The 14,443-nt window shown below is 66.4% G+C and carries 10 protein-coding genes and 1 pseudogene; 4 read left to right on the top strand and 7 right to left on the bottom strand.

All coding sequences use genetic code 11. The features are described from left to right. Positions 1–240: 240 nt before the first annotated feature. The 5 genes from NF876_RS31700 to NF876_RS31680 form a co-directional block, all read right to left on the bottom strand. The gene (locus NF876_RS31700; protein WP_262272176.1) at positions 241–1,908 is read right to left on the bottom strand and encodes an FAD-dependent oxidoreductase; all 1,668 of its coding nucleotides are present in this window, start codon (positions 1,906–1,908) and stop codon (positions 241–243) included. Between the two features lies 1 nt (position 1,909). Beyond that, complete coding sequence (gene paoC, locus NF876_RS31695) at positions 1,910–4,126, bottom strand: aldehyde oxidoreductase molybdenum-binding subunit PaoC (RefSeq protein ID WP_262272175.1); 2,217 nt, start codon at positions 4,124–4,126, stop codon at positions 1,910–1,912. Positions 4,127–4,129: 3 nt separating this feature from the next. Then, the gene (locus NF876_RS31690) at positions 4,130–5,080 is read right to left on the bottom strand and encodes an FAD binding domain-containing protein (RefSeq protein ID WP_262272174.1); all 951 of its coding nucleotides are present in this window, start codon (positions 5,078–5,080) and stop codon (positions 4,130–4,132) included. After that, a complete protein-coding gene (paoA, locus tag NF876_RS31685; protein WP_262272173.1) occupies positions 5,077–5,721 on the bottom strand; it encodes an aldehyde dehydrogenase iron-sulfur subunit PaoA in 645 nt (214 codons plus the stop codon). Before paoA ends, NF876_RS31690 begins: the two co-directional genes overlap by 4 nt. Before the next feature lie 101 nt (positions 5,722–5,822). Next, entirely contained in the window at positions 5,823–8,543 is a 2,721-nt protein-coding gene (locus tag NF876_RS31680; RefSeq protein WP_262272193.1) for an ATP-binding protein, read from the bottom strand. Between the two features lie 431 nt (positions 8,544–8,974). On the opposite strand from NF876_RS31680, the pseudogene NF876_RS31675 reads away from it, so the two are divergent. The 4 genes and pseudogenes from NF876_RS31675 to NF876_RS31660 form a co-directional block, all read left to right on the top strand. Then, positions 8,975–9,109, top strand: a pseudogene (locus tag NF876_RS31675) (GFA family protein); the annotation flags it as partial. Positions 9,110–9,323: 214 nt separating this feature from the next. Continuing rightward, positions 9,324–9,728, top strand: a complete 405-nt coding sequence (locus NF876_RS31670; RefSeq protein WP_262272172.1) for a cupredoxin domain-containing protein — start codon at positions 9,324–9,326, stop codon at positions 9,726–9,728. Positions 9,729–10,016: 288 nt separating this feature from the next. Then, positions 10,017–10,283 (top strand): hypothetical protein, encoded by a 267-nt coding sequence (locus tag NF876_RS31665; protein ID WP_262272171.1) that lies wholly within the window; start codon positions 10,017–10,019, stop codon positions 10,281–10,283. Between the two features lie 34 nt (positions 10,284–10,317). After that, entirely contained in the window at positions 10,318–11,154 is an 837-nt protein-coding gene (locus NF876_RS31660; RefSeq protein ID WP_262272170.1) for an LssY C-terminal domain-containing protein, read from the top strand. 282 nt (positions 11,155–11,436) lie between these two features. On the opposite strand, the gene NF876_RS31655 is transcribed toward NF876_RS31660, so the two are convergent. After that, positions 11,437–12,270, bottom strand: a complete 834-nt coding sequence (locus NF876_RS31655) for a hypothetical protein (protein ID WP_262272169.1) — start codon at positions 12,268–12,270, stop codon at positions 11,437–11,439. A 395-nt stretch (positions 12,271–12,665) separates the two neighbouring features. After that, positions 12,666–14,261, bottom strand: coding sequence for an arylsulfatase (locus NF876_RS31650; protein ID WP_315974461.1), 1,596 nt, complete (start codon positions 14,259–14,261; stop codon positions 12,666–12,668). Positions 14,262–14,443: the final 182 nt, after the last annotated feature.

The following is a 14,443-nucleotide window of genomic DNA, read 5'->3' as shown; positions in this document are numbered from 1 at the left end:
ATCCATCTTTTGTTTACTTTTTGATTGAGCGCCTCGTTCACACCGGACCCCGCGGGCCGCGCCAGCGAAAACCGGATCCACTTTTCGCTGACGCGGCCCGCTGGGTCCGTCCGATGCTCTAGCGCATCATGCGGACGAAAGCGGGCCACTGACGTGGCCCTCTGGGTCCGCGTCGAACGATGCGACGCTTAAGGAAGTGAGCATCGGATCGATCCCGAAGGTGGGTCCATTTTTCACGTCCTATGCTCTAAGCCAGTGATGGATTTCGGCAAGGACCACGGCTCCTTCACCGACCGCTGCGGCCACACGCTTGACCGAGCCCGACCGGACGTCCCCGGCGGCGAAGATGCCCGGACGGCTGGTTCGGTAGCGGCCGGTCCCGTCGCCGCACGATCCCCCGGTGAGGACGAAGCCATGGCGGTCGAGATCCACGCAGCCCTGCAGCCAGCCGGTGTTCGGCACGGCGCCAAGCATGAGAAACAGGTTCGAGGCGTCCGCCAGCCCCTCGGTCCCATCGCGGCACGACCATCGGACGCGGGTCAGGGTCAAGTCCCCGTCAAGCCTCGTCACCGTGGCTCCCGTATGGATCGAGATGCGATCCGACGCTTCCAGCCGCCGGAGGAGATAGTCGGACATGGTGTCGGCCAATGCGGAGCCCCGAACGAGCACATGCACGTGGCGCGCATGCGACGACAGGAATAGGGCTGCCTGACCGGCCGAGTTGCCGCCGCCCACCACGACCACGTCCGCGTCGCGGCAGAGCTTCGCCTCCATGCCCGTTGCCGCATGGTGGATCCCGCGCCCGTGGAATCTGTCGATGTCGTCGAGGTCAAGGGAGCGGTAGGTCGCGCCGACGGCCACGAGGACAGCGCGCGCCATGATGCGCTCGCCGCTGTTGAGGCGCAGCACGAAGGGGCAGCGCTCACAGTCGATCGCCTCGATGCCGCGCGCGACGATCAGCCGGGCACCGAACTTTTGCGCCTGCACGAGCGCCTTGGCGGCGAGGGTCTGGCCCGAAAGGCCCAGCGGGAAGCCGGGATAGTTCTCGATGCGGGAGCTTGTGCCGGCTTGGCCGCCCGGACCCACCGTGTCGACCACGATGGTGTCGATCCCTTCCGAGGTCGCGCCGACCGCGGCGGCGAGTCCGGCCGGACCGGCGCCGATGATCGCGAGATCGTAGATGTGATCCCCGTCCACGGGTTCGGACACGCCCAGGATGTCGGACAGGCTCCTGTCGTCAGGATGGCGTAGGATCGCCCGAGTCCCAACGATCACGACCGGGAGATCGTCGGCATTGACGCCGGCGCTCACCATGAGCCGGCGCGCGTCGGAATCCCCGTCGGCGTCGATCTGCCGGTGCGGGCAGCCGTTGCGCGAGAGGAACCGGCCGATCCGGAGAAACGCGGGATCAGCCCGGCTGCCGATCAGGATGGTGCCGCCGACCGCGTTCTGGATCATCCCCTGGCGGCGCAGGATCAGGGCCCGCCACAGGATATCGGCGATGTCGGGCTGCGCTTCGACCATGCTCCGGAAGCCGGGCCGGTCGAAGGCCAGGGCCCTCACGGGTTGCGCAGCGCGCGCCGAGACGAGCGTCGCGCGCCCGCTCAGTTGATCGAACTCCCCGGTGAACTGACGATGGCCGTAGGTCACGACGATGGACGCTTCCTGATCAAGGCTGTCATCCAGGATCTCGATAGCCCCCTCGAGGACGACGTGGAGATCGACTCCCCGCTCGCCCGACCGGTAGAGAAACGCCCCGGCCTCGAATGACCGCACCCGGCCATAAGGCCGCATGCGGTCGATCATCTCGCCGCCGAGGGTCGGGAAGACCTGCTCCTTCCGGTCGACGTAAACGTCCGGTCCGGCTTCTTCGCCGACCCAACCTCCGGTCTGCAGGACGCGTCCCATTTCACGAGACCGTGGGCAGGTGGTCGAGATGCCTGTCCAGCGTGATCGGATAGTCGCGCACCCGGACACCCGTAGCGTTGTAGACCGCGTTGGCGACCGCGGCCGCCGCGCCGCACAGGCCGATCTCGCCGATTCCCTTCGCTTTCATGGGAGAAGAGACCGAGTCGGGGTAATCGAGGAAGATCACCTCCTGGTGCGGGATGTCGGCATGGACAGGGACTTCGTAGCCACCGAGGTCGTGATTGATGAAGAGGCCGTAGCGCGAGTCGACCGCGAGCGCTTCCATGAGCGCGCCACCCACACCCATCGTCATGGCCCCGATGACCTGGCTCCGGGCCGTTAGAGGGTTCAGAACGCGTCCGGCATCGACGACCTGGAGCATGCGACGCATGCGGACCTCGCCGGTGAAACCGTCGACGCCCACCTCCGCGAACTGGCCCGCGAAGGTCGCCTGAACATAGGTCTTGTCCAGATCGCCATAGGCGATACCGTCCTGGCCGACGAGTGGACCGGCCCTGGCGGCCTCGGCGAGCGGAACGGAGCGCCCCCCGGCCGTCACCATGCCGCCGGAGAAGTCGACGTCGTTGCCGCGCATCCCGAAGGTCGTCGCCACCGCTTCTCGCAGCTTGACGCAGGCGGCGTAGAGGCCCGAGGTCGCGTTGTTGGCACCCCATTGGCCACCCGATCCCGCGGCATTGGGGAAGGCGGAGTCGCCGAGCCTCACGGTCACGGCCTCGACGGGGACCCCCATCATTTCCGCAGCCGTCTGGGCAAGGATCGTGTAGCTGCCGGTCCCGATGTCGGTCATGTCCGTTTCGACCGTGAGCGTCCCGTCGCTCTCCAGCCGGATCCGCGCTGCCGAGGGCATCAGGAGGTTCAGCCGGATGCCGGCCGCGACCCCCATGCCGACCAGCCACTTGCCGTCGCGGACCGAACCCGGCTTGGGGTTGCGGCGGGACCACCCGAAACGTTCCGCGCCCGTCCTAAGGCACTCGACCAGGTGGCGTTCGGAAAATGTCCTGTTCGGGTCGCGCGGATCGGTCTGCGTGTCGTTCAGGATGCGCAGCTCGACGGGATCCATGCCGAGTTTCTCGGCGAGTTCGTCCATCGCCATCTCGAGCGCCATCAGCCCGGGCGCCTCGCCGGGCGCGCGCATGTCGTTGGCTTCGCCGAGGTCCAGCTCGGCCAGCGTCAAATACATGTCCCGGTTGGGAGCCGCATAGAGAAGCTTCGTCGGCGCGACCGCCGCCTCGGGGGCGCCGCCCGGGAGGTTGCCGCTGACGCCCACATGGCCGATGGCCGTGAGCCTGCCGTCGCGGCCTGCACCCAGACGGATCCGCTGGATCGTCGCGGAGCGGTGCGTGCCGTTGTTGATGATCAGCGGCCGCTGGAGAGTCACCTTCACGGGACGATCGAGTGCCTTCGCCGCATAGGCGGCCAGCAGGGCGTCGGCCCGCAGATAGAGCTTGCCGCCGAAGCCTCCGCCGATGAACGGGGACACGATCCGGACGTCAGGCTCCGGGAGGCCGAGGATCTTGGCCAGTCCCGTTCGGGTCCATCCCACCATCTGCGTGGACGTCCACACGGTCAGCTTGCCATCCTGCCAGGCGGCGATCGAGGCATGCGGCTCGATCATCGCATGGGTCTGGTGAGGTGTCGTGTAGCTCGCGTCGACCTGAACCGGCGCCGCCGCGAAGGCGGCATCGAAGTCGCCCAGGCGGTCATAGATCTTGGCGTCCTCACCTTCGTTGATGTCGACCGCCGGTTTCGCGGCCGCGGCTTCGGCGGCAAGGTCGAACCTCCCTGCCGACTTGTCGTAGCGCACGTCGACCAGTTGCGCGGCGGCCCGGGCCTGCTCGAACGTCTCGGCGACCACGAGCGCCACCGCCTGGTGGTAGTGGGAGATCTCGTCGCCGCCGAAGAGGTTCGCGGCTTGCCGCGCCGGAGGCTCGGCAGGCTTGTAGTCGAGCGTGGTGATGATCCCGACCACGCCCGGCGCGGCTTTCGCGGCGGCCGTGTCGATTCCGGTGACGCGCCCCTTGGGGATGGAAGAGCCGACCACGTATCCGTAAGCCTGCCTCGGAGCCACGTCGTGGCGTTCATACGCGTAGGGGGCGGTTCCCGTGACCTTCAGCGGGCCGTCGACGCGGGATGTGGCGCGGCCCACCGCAATCTGGCGGTCGATGGGGTTCGGGCCGGCTGGAGATGTGAAATCCATGGCTCACCGCCTCCCTTCGTCGATCACCAGCGCCAGCGTCCGCTCGGCCAGTGCGATCTTGAACCGGTTGTCGTTTGTCGGCCTCGCATCCTGGAAGGCCCGGTCCGTCACGGCCGATGGCCCCTGCGGCAGGAGCGCTTCCGCCTCCTGCACGCGCCAGGGCTTCGGCGCGACGCTCCCGAACGCGACGCGGCCGCTGCCGTCCTTTTGCAGCACGGCTGCGACCGAGACGATCGCGAAGGCGTAGGAGGCCCGGTCGCGGACCTTGTGATAATGGTGCGTCCCGCCGAGCGGCGGCGGCAGCTTCACCCCGGTGATCAACTCCCCGTTGCCGAGGGCGAAATCGCGTTCCGGCGTGTCGCCGGGCAGGCGGTGGAACTCGGAAATCGGGAGGGTACGCGTGCGGCCGGAAGGACCGAGCACCTCTATGTCGGCGTCGAGCAGGCGGAGCGCCACGGCCATGTCGCCGGGGTTCTGGGCGATGCAGTTGTCGCTCGTGCCGATCACCGCGAGGGAACGCGAGACACCCTCCAGGGCGGCGCAGCCCGAACCAGGGCGGCGCTTGTTGCAGGGCATGTCGGTGTTGTAGAAATAGGGGCAGCGGTTGCGCTGGAGCAGGTTGCCGCCGGTGGTCGCCTTGTTGCGCAACTGCCCCGTGGCCCCGGCCACGATGGCGCGCGACAGGACGCCATAGTCGCGCTTGACCCGCGGGTGCGAGGCGAGGTCGGTGTTGGTGACGAGCGCGCCGATCCGAAGTCCGCCGTCCTGCGTGTCTTCGATCGTCGTGAAGGGTAGGCCGCGGACGTCGACGAGGTGGGTCGGCGCGTCAATCTGGAGCTTCATGAGGTCCAGGAGGTTCGTGCCGCCAGCGATGAAGCGTGCGCCGGGCGTCGAGGTCACCGCCTGCACGGCCTCTGCCGGGCTCTTGGCCCGTTCGTAGGTGAAGGGCTTCATTCGATCGCTCCACTGGCTTCGCTGACGGCTTCGGCGATGTTCGAATAGGCCCCGCAGCGGCAGATGTTGCCGCTCATCCTCTCGCGCAGTTCGGCGTTGTCGAGCTTCATCGGCGCCGTCAAGTCGGCGGTCACGTGGCTCGGTACGCCCTTATTCACTTCGGCCGCGAGGGCGACAGCCGAGCAGATCTGGCCGGATGTGCAGTAGCCGCACTGGTAGGCGTCATGCTTGATGAAGGCCGCCTGCATCGGGTGGAGCTTGTCGGGCGTCCCGAGGCCTTCGATCGTGGTGACGTTGTCGCCCTGGTGCATGACGGCAAGGCTGAGGCAGGAATTGATGCGCGTGCCGTTGACATGCACGGTGCAGGCCCCGCAATGACCGTGATCGCAACCCTTCTTCGTCCCGGTCAGCCGCAAATGTTCCCGCAGCGCATCCAGCAGAGTTGTCCGAAGGTCCAATGTCAGCTCATGGCTGCGCCCGTTCACCTGCAGGGCGACGGTCATTTGGGGTGCGGCTCCGGCCGCGGACCCGGGCGTCGCCGCCTGGGCGGCCCTCGCCCGGGGAGCCGAGGCCGTCACGACCGTGGTCAGGGCGCCGGCCGCGAATTCGCGGCGCGAGAGGTCGAGGTCTGGGGTGTTCATGGGCTGCTCCGCGCTGCACGATCCCGATCGGGTCAGTTTAGGGAGCCAAGGTCTCAACGCATGTAAAACGGTGAAAAACCGAGCAAATCCGGCAGTGATGTCTACAGCTCGGCCAGGAGCGCGCGGGCTCTCGCGAGATCCTCCGTGTCGGAGCCGTCGTCGTACTCGGCGAGGACGGGCTCGACCAGGTCGCGGGCTTCATCGATCGCGCCGTTGTCCCGCAGGAGCCTTCCGATGTCGACGACGATCCGGATCCCCCAGGAACGGCAACCGATCTCGACGGTGTTCAGGAGAGCCTCCCGAAGCAGGGTAAGAGCCTCGTCGTCGAGGCCGTCCGACCGCAGAACCGCGGCCTTCATGCGAAGGAATTCCGGCCTGATCCACTTCTGGGCGCCCATGTCCAACACGAAGTCGATGACCTCGCGTGCCTTCCCGTATTCGCAAGCCGCCAGCATCGCCTCGGTGAGGGTGGCGTAATAGCTGTGGTTTCCGATCTGGTTCATCCCGGTCCGAAGCTCGTCAAAGCAAGACTGCAACTCGGCCACAGGCGGAGACGGACCCGCGGCGGCTGCGACGGAGGCGGTGTACAGGCGCGCGAGGGGCAGCCACCCCGCCGCGCCCGACCGGTAGACTGCGCGGGTCAGGATCCCGCAACAGGCGGCCGCCTCCTCGTAAGCGCCACATCTCATGTAGGTGAAGATTGCCCCGTGAGCGAGGCAATGGATGAGAGTCAGGTCGTGATGCGCCCCGCTCGCCACGCTCACGACGTCGCGGGTCAGTGCCAGGGCCTGGCCCGGGCGACCCATCAGCCAGTGCATGGCGCCAAGATGGACCTGCGCCTTGATGCGCTGATGGATGAGGCCTTGAGGAATCTCCGGGTTTTCGAAGCCTGGCATAACCTCCAACAGACGTTCCAGCCGGGAGCATGCCGACGGGAAGTCACATTGCAGAGTTTCCCATTCGGAGAGGTGCTTTTCCACCTCCCATTGGGCCGCCCGATCGTTGGCCCGGATCGCCGCCTGCCGCATCGCCTCGAGCGTGTCGGGAGCATCGCTGTCGTAGCCCGGCAAAAGCTGGTAGAGCGCAAGGGCTCCCAGGATACGGCACTCCGATTTGACATCGCCGAGATCGCGCGCGAGCCGGAGGGCGTCGTCGAACAAGTGCGCAGCCTTGTCCGGGTCGGCGGACAGGTAGGTGTTCGCCGACGCCAGGGCGACCATGATGGCGAGTTGCAGTCTGCGGTCGGTGCCGCCCTGGCGGTCGAACTCGACCAACGCCCGCTCGCAGTTTCGCCGGCTTTCCTCGGCCTGCGAGAGTTCCTGCCAGAGGGGCAGCCCGGCCGCGACGAGCTGAACCCCCAGAAGCGGATCGTTCCCCCGGTTGAGGGTCCACTCGATCGCTCTGCGGAGATCGTCGGATCGCGCGCCGTAGACGGCCCGCCACCGGCGGTTGTTGAGCGCGAGCAGATCCGTCTCCGCCCGTCGGAGCACGTCCAAGAGAAGGTTCGCATATCGGGCGGAGACCTCGGCGAGCTCGCCATGACTCTCGAGCAGGTTTGCCGCGAAGGCCCGGGTGCTGTCCAGCAGCCGGTAGCGGAGCTCTCCCGATGCCTCGTCCACGCTGAACACCGACTTGAGACGCAGGCCCGAGACGGCATCGGCCGCTGCCGCCGGGCCGAGGGCGCCGCCAGACACGATCCTGACCTCGTCCGCGCCGAATGTGCCGGCAAACACGGAGGCGGCTCGCAGCATCGCGGCCTCGTCCTCCGTGAGGAGCGCATAGCTCCACTCAAGCGTCATCAGCATCGTCTGGTGACGCAGAGGACCTCCGCCCGCCGACCGGCGCAAGGTCTTGAACCGGTCGTCGAGTTCCGCGAGGACCTCCTCCGGGCTCCGTCCGGCCAACCGGGGAGCCACAAGCTCGATCGCCAGCGGCGACCCGTCGAGTCTCCGGCAAATCTCGCCGAAGACGCCGGCATGGTGATCGTTCAGCAGGAGTTCCGCCTTGTCCCTGGCCCTCGCCGCCAGGAGCCTCGGCGCCGCGTAGCGCAGGACCTCCGCGATCCCAAGCCCCGGCTCGTCGGGCGGGACGGGCAGGGGCTCCAGCCATATCACCTTCTCGCCGCGGGCGCGCAGCACCTGACGCGACGTCGCGAGGATCCGAACCTCCGGAGCGCCCGCCAGGATAACGTTGGAGATGTGGGCGACGGCCCCGAGAACGTGCTCGCAGGTGTCCAGCACGAGAAGGATCTTCTGTCCGGCCAAGATGGACACGAGCGATTGCAGGCTGTCGCTGCCGTCGGCCCGGATCCCGAGCGCGACGGCCAGGGAGGCCGTGACGAACTCGTCGCTCGCCACCCGGGCAAGGTCGACGAAGGTCACGGCGCCGCGCCCGTCATCCTCGAAGAGCTGCGCGGCCGCCACCGCGACCGTCGTCTTGCCGATCCCACCGGGGCCGGCGATCGTGGTCAGGCGATTGGCGGCGAGCGAGGCGCGGATCGCCGCGATCTCGTCTTCGCGCCCGATCAACATCGCCAGATCGGGCAGAGAAGCGCCCGAGGACGCGATCTGCGCGGTCGCCCGCCCGGCTTCGTCGTCGTCGCGCAACCAATAGCCGCGGCCCACGACATTGCCGATGTAGTCAACGGACGGCGCGTGTTCCCGGAGGGCGCGGCGCAGAGCCGCGACGGTGACCTTCAGGTTGCCGTCGTGCACGGTCAGGTTCGGCCAGACCTTCGCGACGAGCACGTCCTTGGGGACGAGACTCCCCTTGCTTCTCGCAAGCTCGATCAGGATGTCCATCGACCGGCCGCCCAGGTGCACGGGGTCGTTGCCGCAGGTGAGCTTGCGCCGCGGCACGTCGAGCCGGAACGGCCCGAACCAAGTGACCTTTTCGTCCGCCGAGACTGCGCCGATGATCGTGTCCCTCTCTGCCTGGAGGCATCGTGCGGAAAAGTGAACTCGGTGTTCGCTTGCGCGGCCCGCTGGGTCCGCGCCGAACGATGCGCCGCTTCAGGAATTGAGCATCGGACCCAAAAGTAGACCCACCTTTGGGTCCGATGCTCTAACGGGAGCCTACATTCAAAACCAGGGTCGTTCCACCCCCGAGGAGAGGGGCGGAGACCCGCGGGCATGGCTCTTCTTTGCGACGTTTTACGCCGCTCAACAGGCTCGTCCGCGCCTTCCGGCATGGGCTTGAGGCGCTACCGGCCGCCAGGGTCGGCTCCAGATCGAGAGGTGGCCACGCCCAAGAAATACACGGGCGCTGCGTCTGCGGGTCGATCCGGTTCGAATTCGACACAGACCCCCAATTCGTGGCGGTCTGCCACTGCCTGGATTGCAGGAAGGCCTCAGGTGGGGAGGCGGCCACCCTCTTCGGTGTTCCGGAAGCGGCTGACCCGAGCTCGTCGGCTCTGCGTGCTTCGTCTCGGGCAGTGAATGGGTGGACGCGCCAGCGCGGATAGGCCGCTTCGCCTTCGAGCGGCGAGAAGGTGGAGCCCCATGGCCAAGTCGTCTCAAGGGATTGACGGCCTTGTGCGGGCCAGCACCGGGACAATCCTGCTCATATGGTACGGTGAGGCGGGGCTCTGATGGGAGGCACTCATGAAGACCTCGCTGATCATCACCACGGCGGTGATTTGCCTCTGCGGGAGCGCGTCGGCCGCGACCCGCTCCTCCGCGGGATCGCAGGCTAAGCCGGTCAATATTGTCCTCTCGGACTTCGCGTTCACGCCACAGAACCTGCACTTGCACCACGGCCAGGCCTACCAAATTCGTCTCGTGAACCGAGGCTCCGGGGGCCACAACCTCGCGGCACCGGAATTCTTCGCTGCCACTCAGGTAAGCCCGGGCGACGCGGCAACTCTCGTGGGCGGCAGGATTGAGGTTGGCAAGGGAGAGAGCCGCACGGTGAGCCTCATCCCGGTGACGGTGGGACGCTACAGGATGAGTTGCACGCATTTCCTGCATGCCGGCTTCGGAATGACCGGGACCATTACCGTCGACTGAGTTCGTCCAGGTGTGCCGTCTATGATCGGCGGCATGGACATCGCGCCGGGCTCCCGGGTGGCTGCCACAGGTCCACTGGCCGGGCAGGTTCGAAGCCCTTGGGCCGATGTCCTGTCGCCTCATCGCGAATGCTTACGCTCCCGACGTTTCAGGGTCTTCCTCTGGCACTTTCAGGGTTTATCCCAGTTGGTTCCGGCGGCCGAAGGGGCTATCCTGCCCAAGGGCTTGGACGCATCGGACCGGCGGCATTCCACGAGGGGCTGGCATTCCGCTTCGGGGTTCATCGCAATGCGCTGTTATCTAGGACTCCCCACCCTGTGTGCGTTGATCGCCGTAACGCCGGTTCTGGCGCAGGACAGCAATCGGCCGTTCACGCCCTCGGGCGAGGTTCGGATCCCGTCCGGGTCGGAGATCGATCGGATGCTCGACAGCAAGACCGTGCCACCGCCGGACAAGGAATTCTCGGCCGACGATGCCAAGGCCATCCAGCAGATGGACCAAAGGGCCAAGCGCATCGATCAGGAGGTCAAGCAGGGCATCTGCACGGATTGTTGATCCCTGCGCAATCGGTCGCGACGGAAACGGGATCATGCAATTTCTGAGCCGCCTTCTGCAACGCCTCGTCATCCTTGCGCTGGGCGTCTTCTCCGTCTGGCTGATCGTCTTCGTCGTCTTCGATACCGCGGACCAAAGGCTGCCATGGATCCTGGCCGTGGGCGTCACCTACGCGATCGCCGCCTATGGGGTTCTTCCGTGGATCATTCGCATGGGCCTCAAGCTCCTCCACCGGAAGCGGGTGCCCAGCTTCACCACGACGGGCGACGGACTGCCGGGCGATCCCGTCAACGTGGCGCTCGTGGGGACTCTCGCCCAGCTTCGCGCGGCTTTTGCGGCTCTGGGCTGGTCGGAGGCCGACCGACTGGGCTTGGCCAGTTCCTGGGGCATGATCCGAGCCTTCGTGTTCAACGCGCCCTATCCCACGGCCCCATTCAGCACCCTCTATCTGTTCGGGCGGGGCCAGGACGTCGGATTTCAGAAGGCGATCGACAACTCTCCCCGGAAGCGTCACCACATTCGGTTCTGGTCCTTGGGCCTCGCGCAAGCCGAGACCACCTGGGCCGGGGGATCCGCGGGCTTCTGGCTCAATACCGATCGCCCACCGGACGACGAACGGGTCCTCTGGGTCGGGGCGGGCACGAAAGACACGGGTCTGTCCCTGACCCGGCTCACGTTTCAGATCACCCACGCCACGGACTCGGACACGAATGTCGAACGCGACTTCATCATCGCCGCGTTGGAGACCATCGGGTCGATCGCAGACGTGAAGGTGTATCAGGCGGGCCAATGCATGGCCACTGGGCACGTCAACCACTACACGTCCGACGGGAGAGTGACATTGGCGAGCTTGGTGGTTCCGGCCCATTGATCCGGAATCCGTTGCTCCGAAGCCATGGTCCTTGAAACGACGCCCGGACCGGACGCCGATGGCTGCCACCGGCCCTTGCTGTCGAAGGGACGATGAAGCTCCGGTTCAGGATGTCGACGGCCCTTGCCACCGCGAGGGCGACGGTCGGCGCAAGAGCCGGAGCGCGAAGGCGATGCCGTGCGTGCGCTAGAGCATCGGACGGACCCAGAGGGTCACGTCCGAGGCTCTGTGTGCCAGCCAGAGCCGGGGGAGTGGTCAACCCAAGGCTCGAACACGGTCCGTTCAGTAGCAAGGCCCATAGGGATAGTAGCCGCACAGGCCATCGTCGCTGTAGCCAAGGTCAGGGTAGGCCGCCTCGGCGGCTCCCAGGGCGGTCCCGGCGGCAACGCCCGCCGCCGTGGCGCCCGCTCCGTACCAGGCGCCCCGATAGACTGGAGCATGCCAGTAGGTGCCGCGCACGACGTTGACGTCGCCGACCCGCACGGAGCCGAAGCGGTCACCGCCGAAGCGATCGAAATCGCCACCGCGGAAGCCGCCGAAGCGATCGAAGCCGCCGCCGCGGAACCCGCCGCCGGCGAACCCGCCGCCAGCGAATCCGCCACGGAAGCCGCCACCGAAGTGATCGATGAACAGGGCGGCCGGCCCGCTCGCGCCGTCCAAGTTGCCTTCCAGCACCGCCACGTCGAAGGTGAGGTTGCCGCCCTCGAGCTTGGGCGCCTTCAGGGTCACCACGGCGTCGCTCACCTTCGAGCCGTCGCCGCCCAGGACGGACACGGTGGCGTTGGGCGGATCAACGGCAAAGTTGTTCTTGCCTTCGTCCCATTGCATGATGAACTGCTGGGTCATGACGTGACCGGCCGCCCGCACCGGGCGATCGGCGAACACGATCGAACTCGGCGACACGCCCGTCAGGGTCAGCTTGGTTCCCTCGAGCTTTGCGCCCGCCGCGTTGAGCACGGCGAGAGATGGCACCGGGCCGGTGGGCGTGACCCGGCCGATGGCCTTCCTGATCGGCACTTGCGGGTTGGCCGGCGCGTCCTGGGACAGCGCAACGCCTGGCGCGAGCACGAGGCCGACGAAGAGGATGAGATCGGAGGCACGATGCTTCACGGACATGGTTCATCTCCTTGACTGGAATCTCCGTCGACCGATAAGCCGGTCCGACGGGACTTTTGCGGCGTCCCGGCTTCAGCCAGGGACGCTAGAGCCTCGGACCCAAAAGTGGACACCACTTTTGGGATTCATCCGAGGCTCCCTCTCTTGACCGGCGCATCGGATGAGGCGAAAAACCGGGTCCACTTTTCCGTCCGATGCGCTAGAGCATCGGACGTGTCATCGACCTCACGCCCGATGATTCAAGCTTTTGTTTTGGAGCATCTTTTCACGCAAAACCGGTTCCTACTTTTGCACCCGGTGCTCTAGAGCATCGGACGTGAAAAGTGGACCCACTTTTGGGATCGGATCCGATGCTCCACTCTTGGCTGGCGCATCGTTCGGGTCCGTCCGATGCCCTAGTTGCTGGATGGTGGGAGCCTGAGCTTCTCCATGGCCTGCTCGACCGAGAAGGACCCGGGTCGCTGGCGGGGTGGAAACTGCTGGAAGCTCGCCAGATGCTGGCCGACGATCGCCTGGGCCGGGACCACCACGAAGGCATGTTCGATGAACCATCTGACGTAGTCGCCGGATTCGTTCTGGGCCCGCTCGAAAGGATCGGAGCGCAGGTTGAACAGCATCGGCAGGCGCAGTTCGATCATCGGCTGCGCCCACACATCGAGCCCATGTGCCTTCTGCTCCAGGAACACGGCCTTCCATTGGTCGTAGCGAAGGCCGGCCAGGTTGCCGTCGTCGGTCCAGTAGAAGAACTCGCGGCGCTTGCTCGGCCCCTTGCGGCCGAGCAGGTCGCGCTGGTCGTAGCCGTCCAGGTGAACCTTGAAGGTCTTGCCCGCCGCATCGTAGCCTTGCAGCAGCTTGCTGTTGATGTCCGGCTCGCCCGCCGCGGCGACCAGGGTCGTCGTCCAATCCTCGGCGGACACGATGTCGTTGATCTCGGTCCGAGCCGGCACCTGGCCGGGCCATCGCACGATGGCCGGGACGCGATAGCCGCCCTCCCAGTTGGTGTTCTTCTCGCCGCGGAACGGGGTGGTGCCGCCGTCGGGCCATGTGAAAACCTCGGCCCCGTTGTCCGTGGTGTAGATCACGATGGTGTTGTCGGCGATGCCGAGGTCATCGAGCTTCTTCAGAACCTGCCCGACCTGCCCGTCGTGCTCCGCCATGCCGTCCGGATAGATCCCGAGCCCGGTCTTGCCTTCCGACTCGGGCTTGAGCCGGGTCCAGATGTGCATGCGGCTCGGGTTGAGCCACACGAAGAAAGGCTTCCGGTCCCGGTTCGCCCGGTCGATGAAGTCGAGTGACGCATTGAGGAATTCCTCGTCGATCGTCTCCATGCGCTTCTTGGTCAGAGGGCCGGTGTCCTCGCAGGTCTGCTTGCCCCACGGGCCGAAGCGGGGATCGCTGCCGGGCGTGTCCGTGGCGGTGGCACGGCAGCGCAACACGCCGCGCGGCCCGAACATCGCCCTGAAGGCGGGGTCCTTGGGATAATCCGCATGCTCGGGCTCATCCTCGGCATTGAGGTGGTAGAGGTTGCCGAAGAACTCGTCGAAGCCGTGCACCGTCGGCAGGAACTCGTTGCGGTCGCCGAGATGGTTCTTGCCGAACTGACCTGTTGCGTAGCCCTGCGGCTTGAGCAGTTCGGCAATCGTCGGGTCCTTGTCCGACAGGCCCTCCTTGGCGGCCGGCAGTCCCACCTTCAGGAGCCCGGTCCGCAAAGGGCTCTGACCGGTGATGAACGCCGCACGCCCGGCCGTGCAGGATTGCTGTCCATAATAATCGGTGAAGATCGCGCCTTCGTTGGCGATGCGGTCGATGTTGGGCGTGCGGTAGCCCATCATGCCGCGGTTGTAGGCGCTGATGTTCCAGTAGCCGATGTCGTCGGCCATGATGACGAGGATGTTGGGCTTCTGCTGCTGCGCCGCCGCCGGCACACTGAATGCCATCACGGAGGCGAACAAGGCGCCAAGGCCGATCCCGGCTGTTCCATTGGCTTTCATGTTTCAGGTCCTCTCACGTTCGGTGGCTCTCCGCGTCCTGCACCGCCGCAAGATCCCTCACTCGTTGCCGCAGGGCGAGTAAGGGTAGTAGCCGCACACATTCGGGATCACGGCCGAGTTCTCGGCCGCATAGGCTGCACTATAATTGGAGACCCCCGACCGCCCGTACCAGGCGCCATGAT

The organism is Microvirga yunnanensis (assembly GCF_025460875.1).
This window is presented reverse-complemented; position numbering and strand designations above follow the sequence as displayed.

Excerpts from the sequence above, each read along its gene's own strand:
- paoC (WP_262272175.1), bottom strand. The coding sequence starts at position 4,126 with ATGGATTTCACATCTCCAGCCGGCCCGAACCCCATCGACCGCCAGATT.
- NF876_RS31655 (WP_262272169.1), bottom strand. The coding sequence starts at position 12,270 with ATGTCCGTGAAGCATCGTGCCTCCGATCTCATCCTCTTCGTCGGCCTC.
- NF876_RS31660 (WP_262272170.1), top strand. The coding sequence starts at position 10,318 with ATGCAATTTCTGAGCCGCCTTCTGCAACGCCTCGTCATCCTTGCGCTG.
- NF876_RS31670 (WP_262272172.1), top strand. The coding sequence starts at position 9,324 with ATGAAGACCTCGCTGATCATCACCACGGCGGTGATTTGCCTCTGCGGG.
- NF876_RS31700 (WP_262272176.1), bottom strand. The coding sequence starts at position 1,908 with ATGGGACGCGTCCTGCAGACCGGAGGTTGGGTCGGCGAAGAAGCCGGA.
- NF876_RS31690 (WP_262272174.1), bottom strand. The coding sequence starts at position 5,080 with ATGAAGCCCTTCACCTACGAACGGGCCAAGAGCCCGGCAGAGGCCGTG.
- NF876_RS31650 (WP_315974461.1), bottom strand. The coding sequence starts at position 14,261 with ATGAAAGCCAATGGAACAGCCGGGATCGGCCTTGGCGCCTTGTTCGCC.
- paoA (WP_262272173.1), bottom strand. The coding sequence starts at position 5,721 with ATGAACACCCCAGACCTCGACCTCTCGCGCCGCGAATTCGCGGCCGGC.
- NF876_RS31665 (WP_262272171.1), top strand. The coding sequence starts at position 10,017 with ATGCGCTGTTATCTAGGACTCCCCACCCTGTGTGCGTTGATCGCCGTA.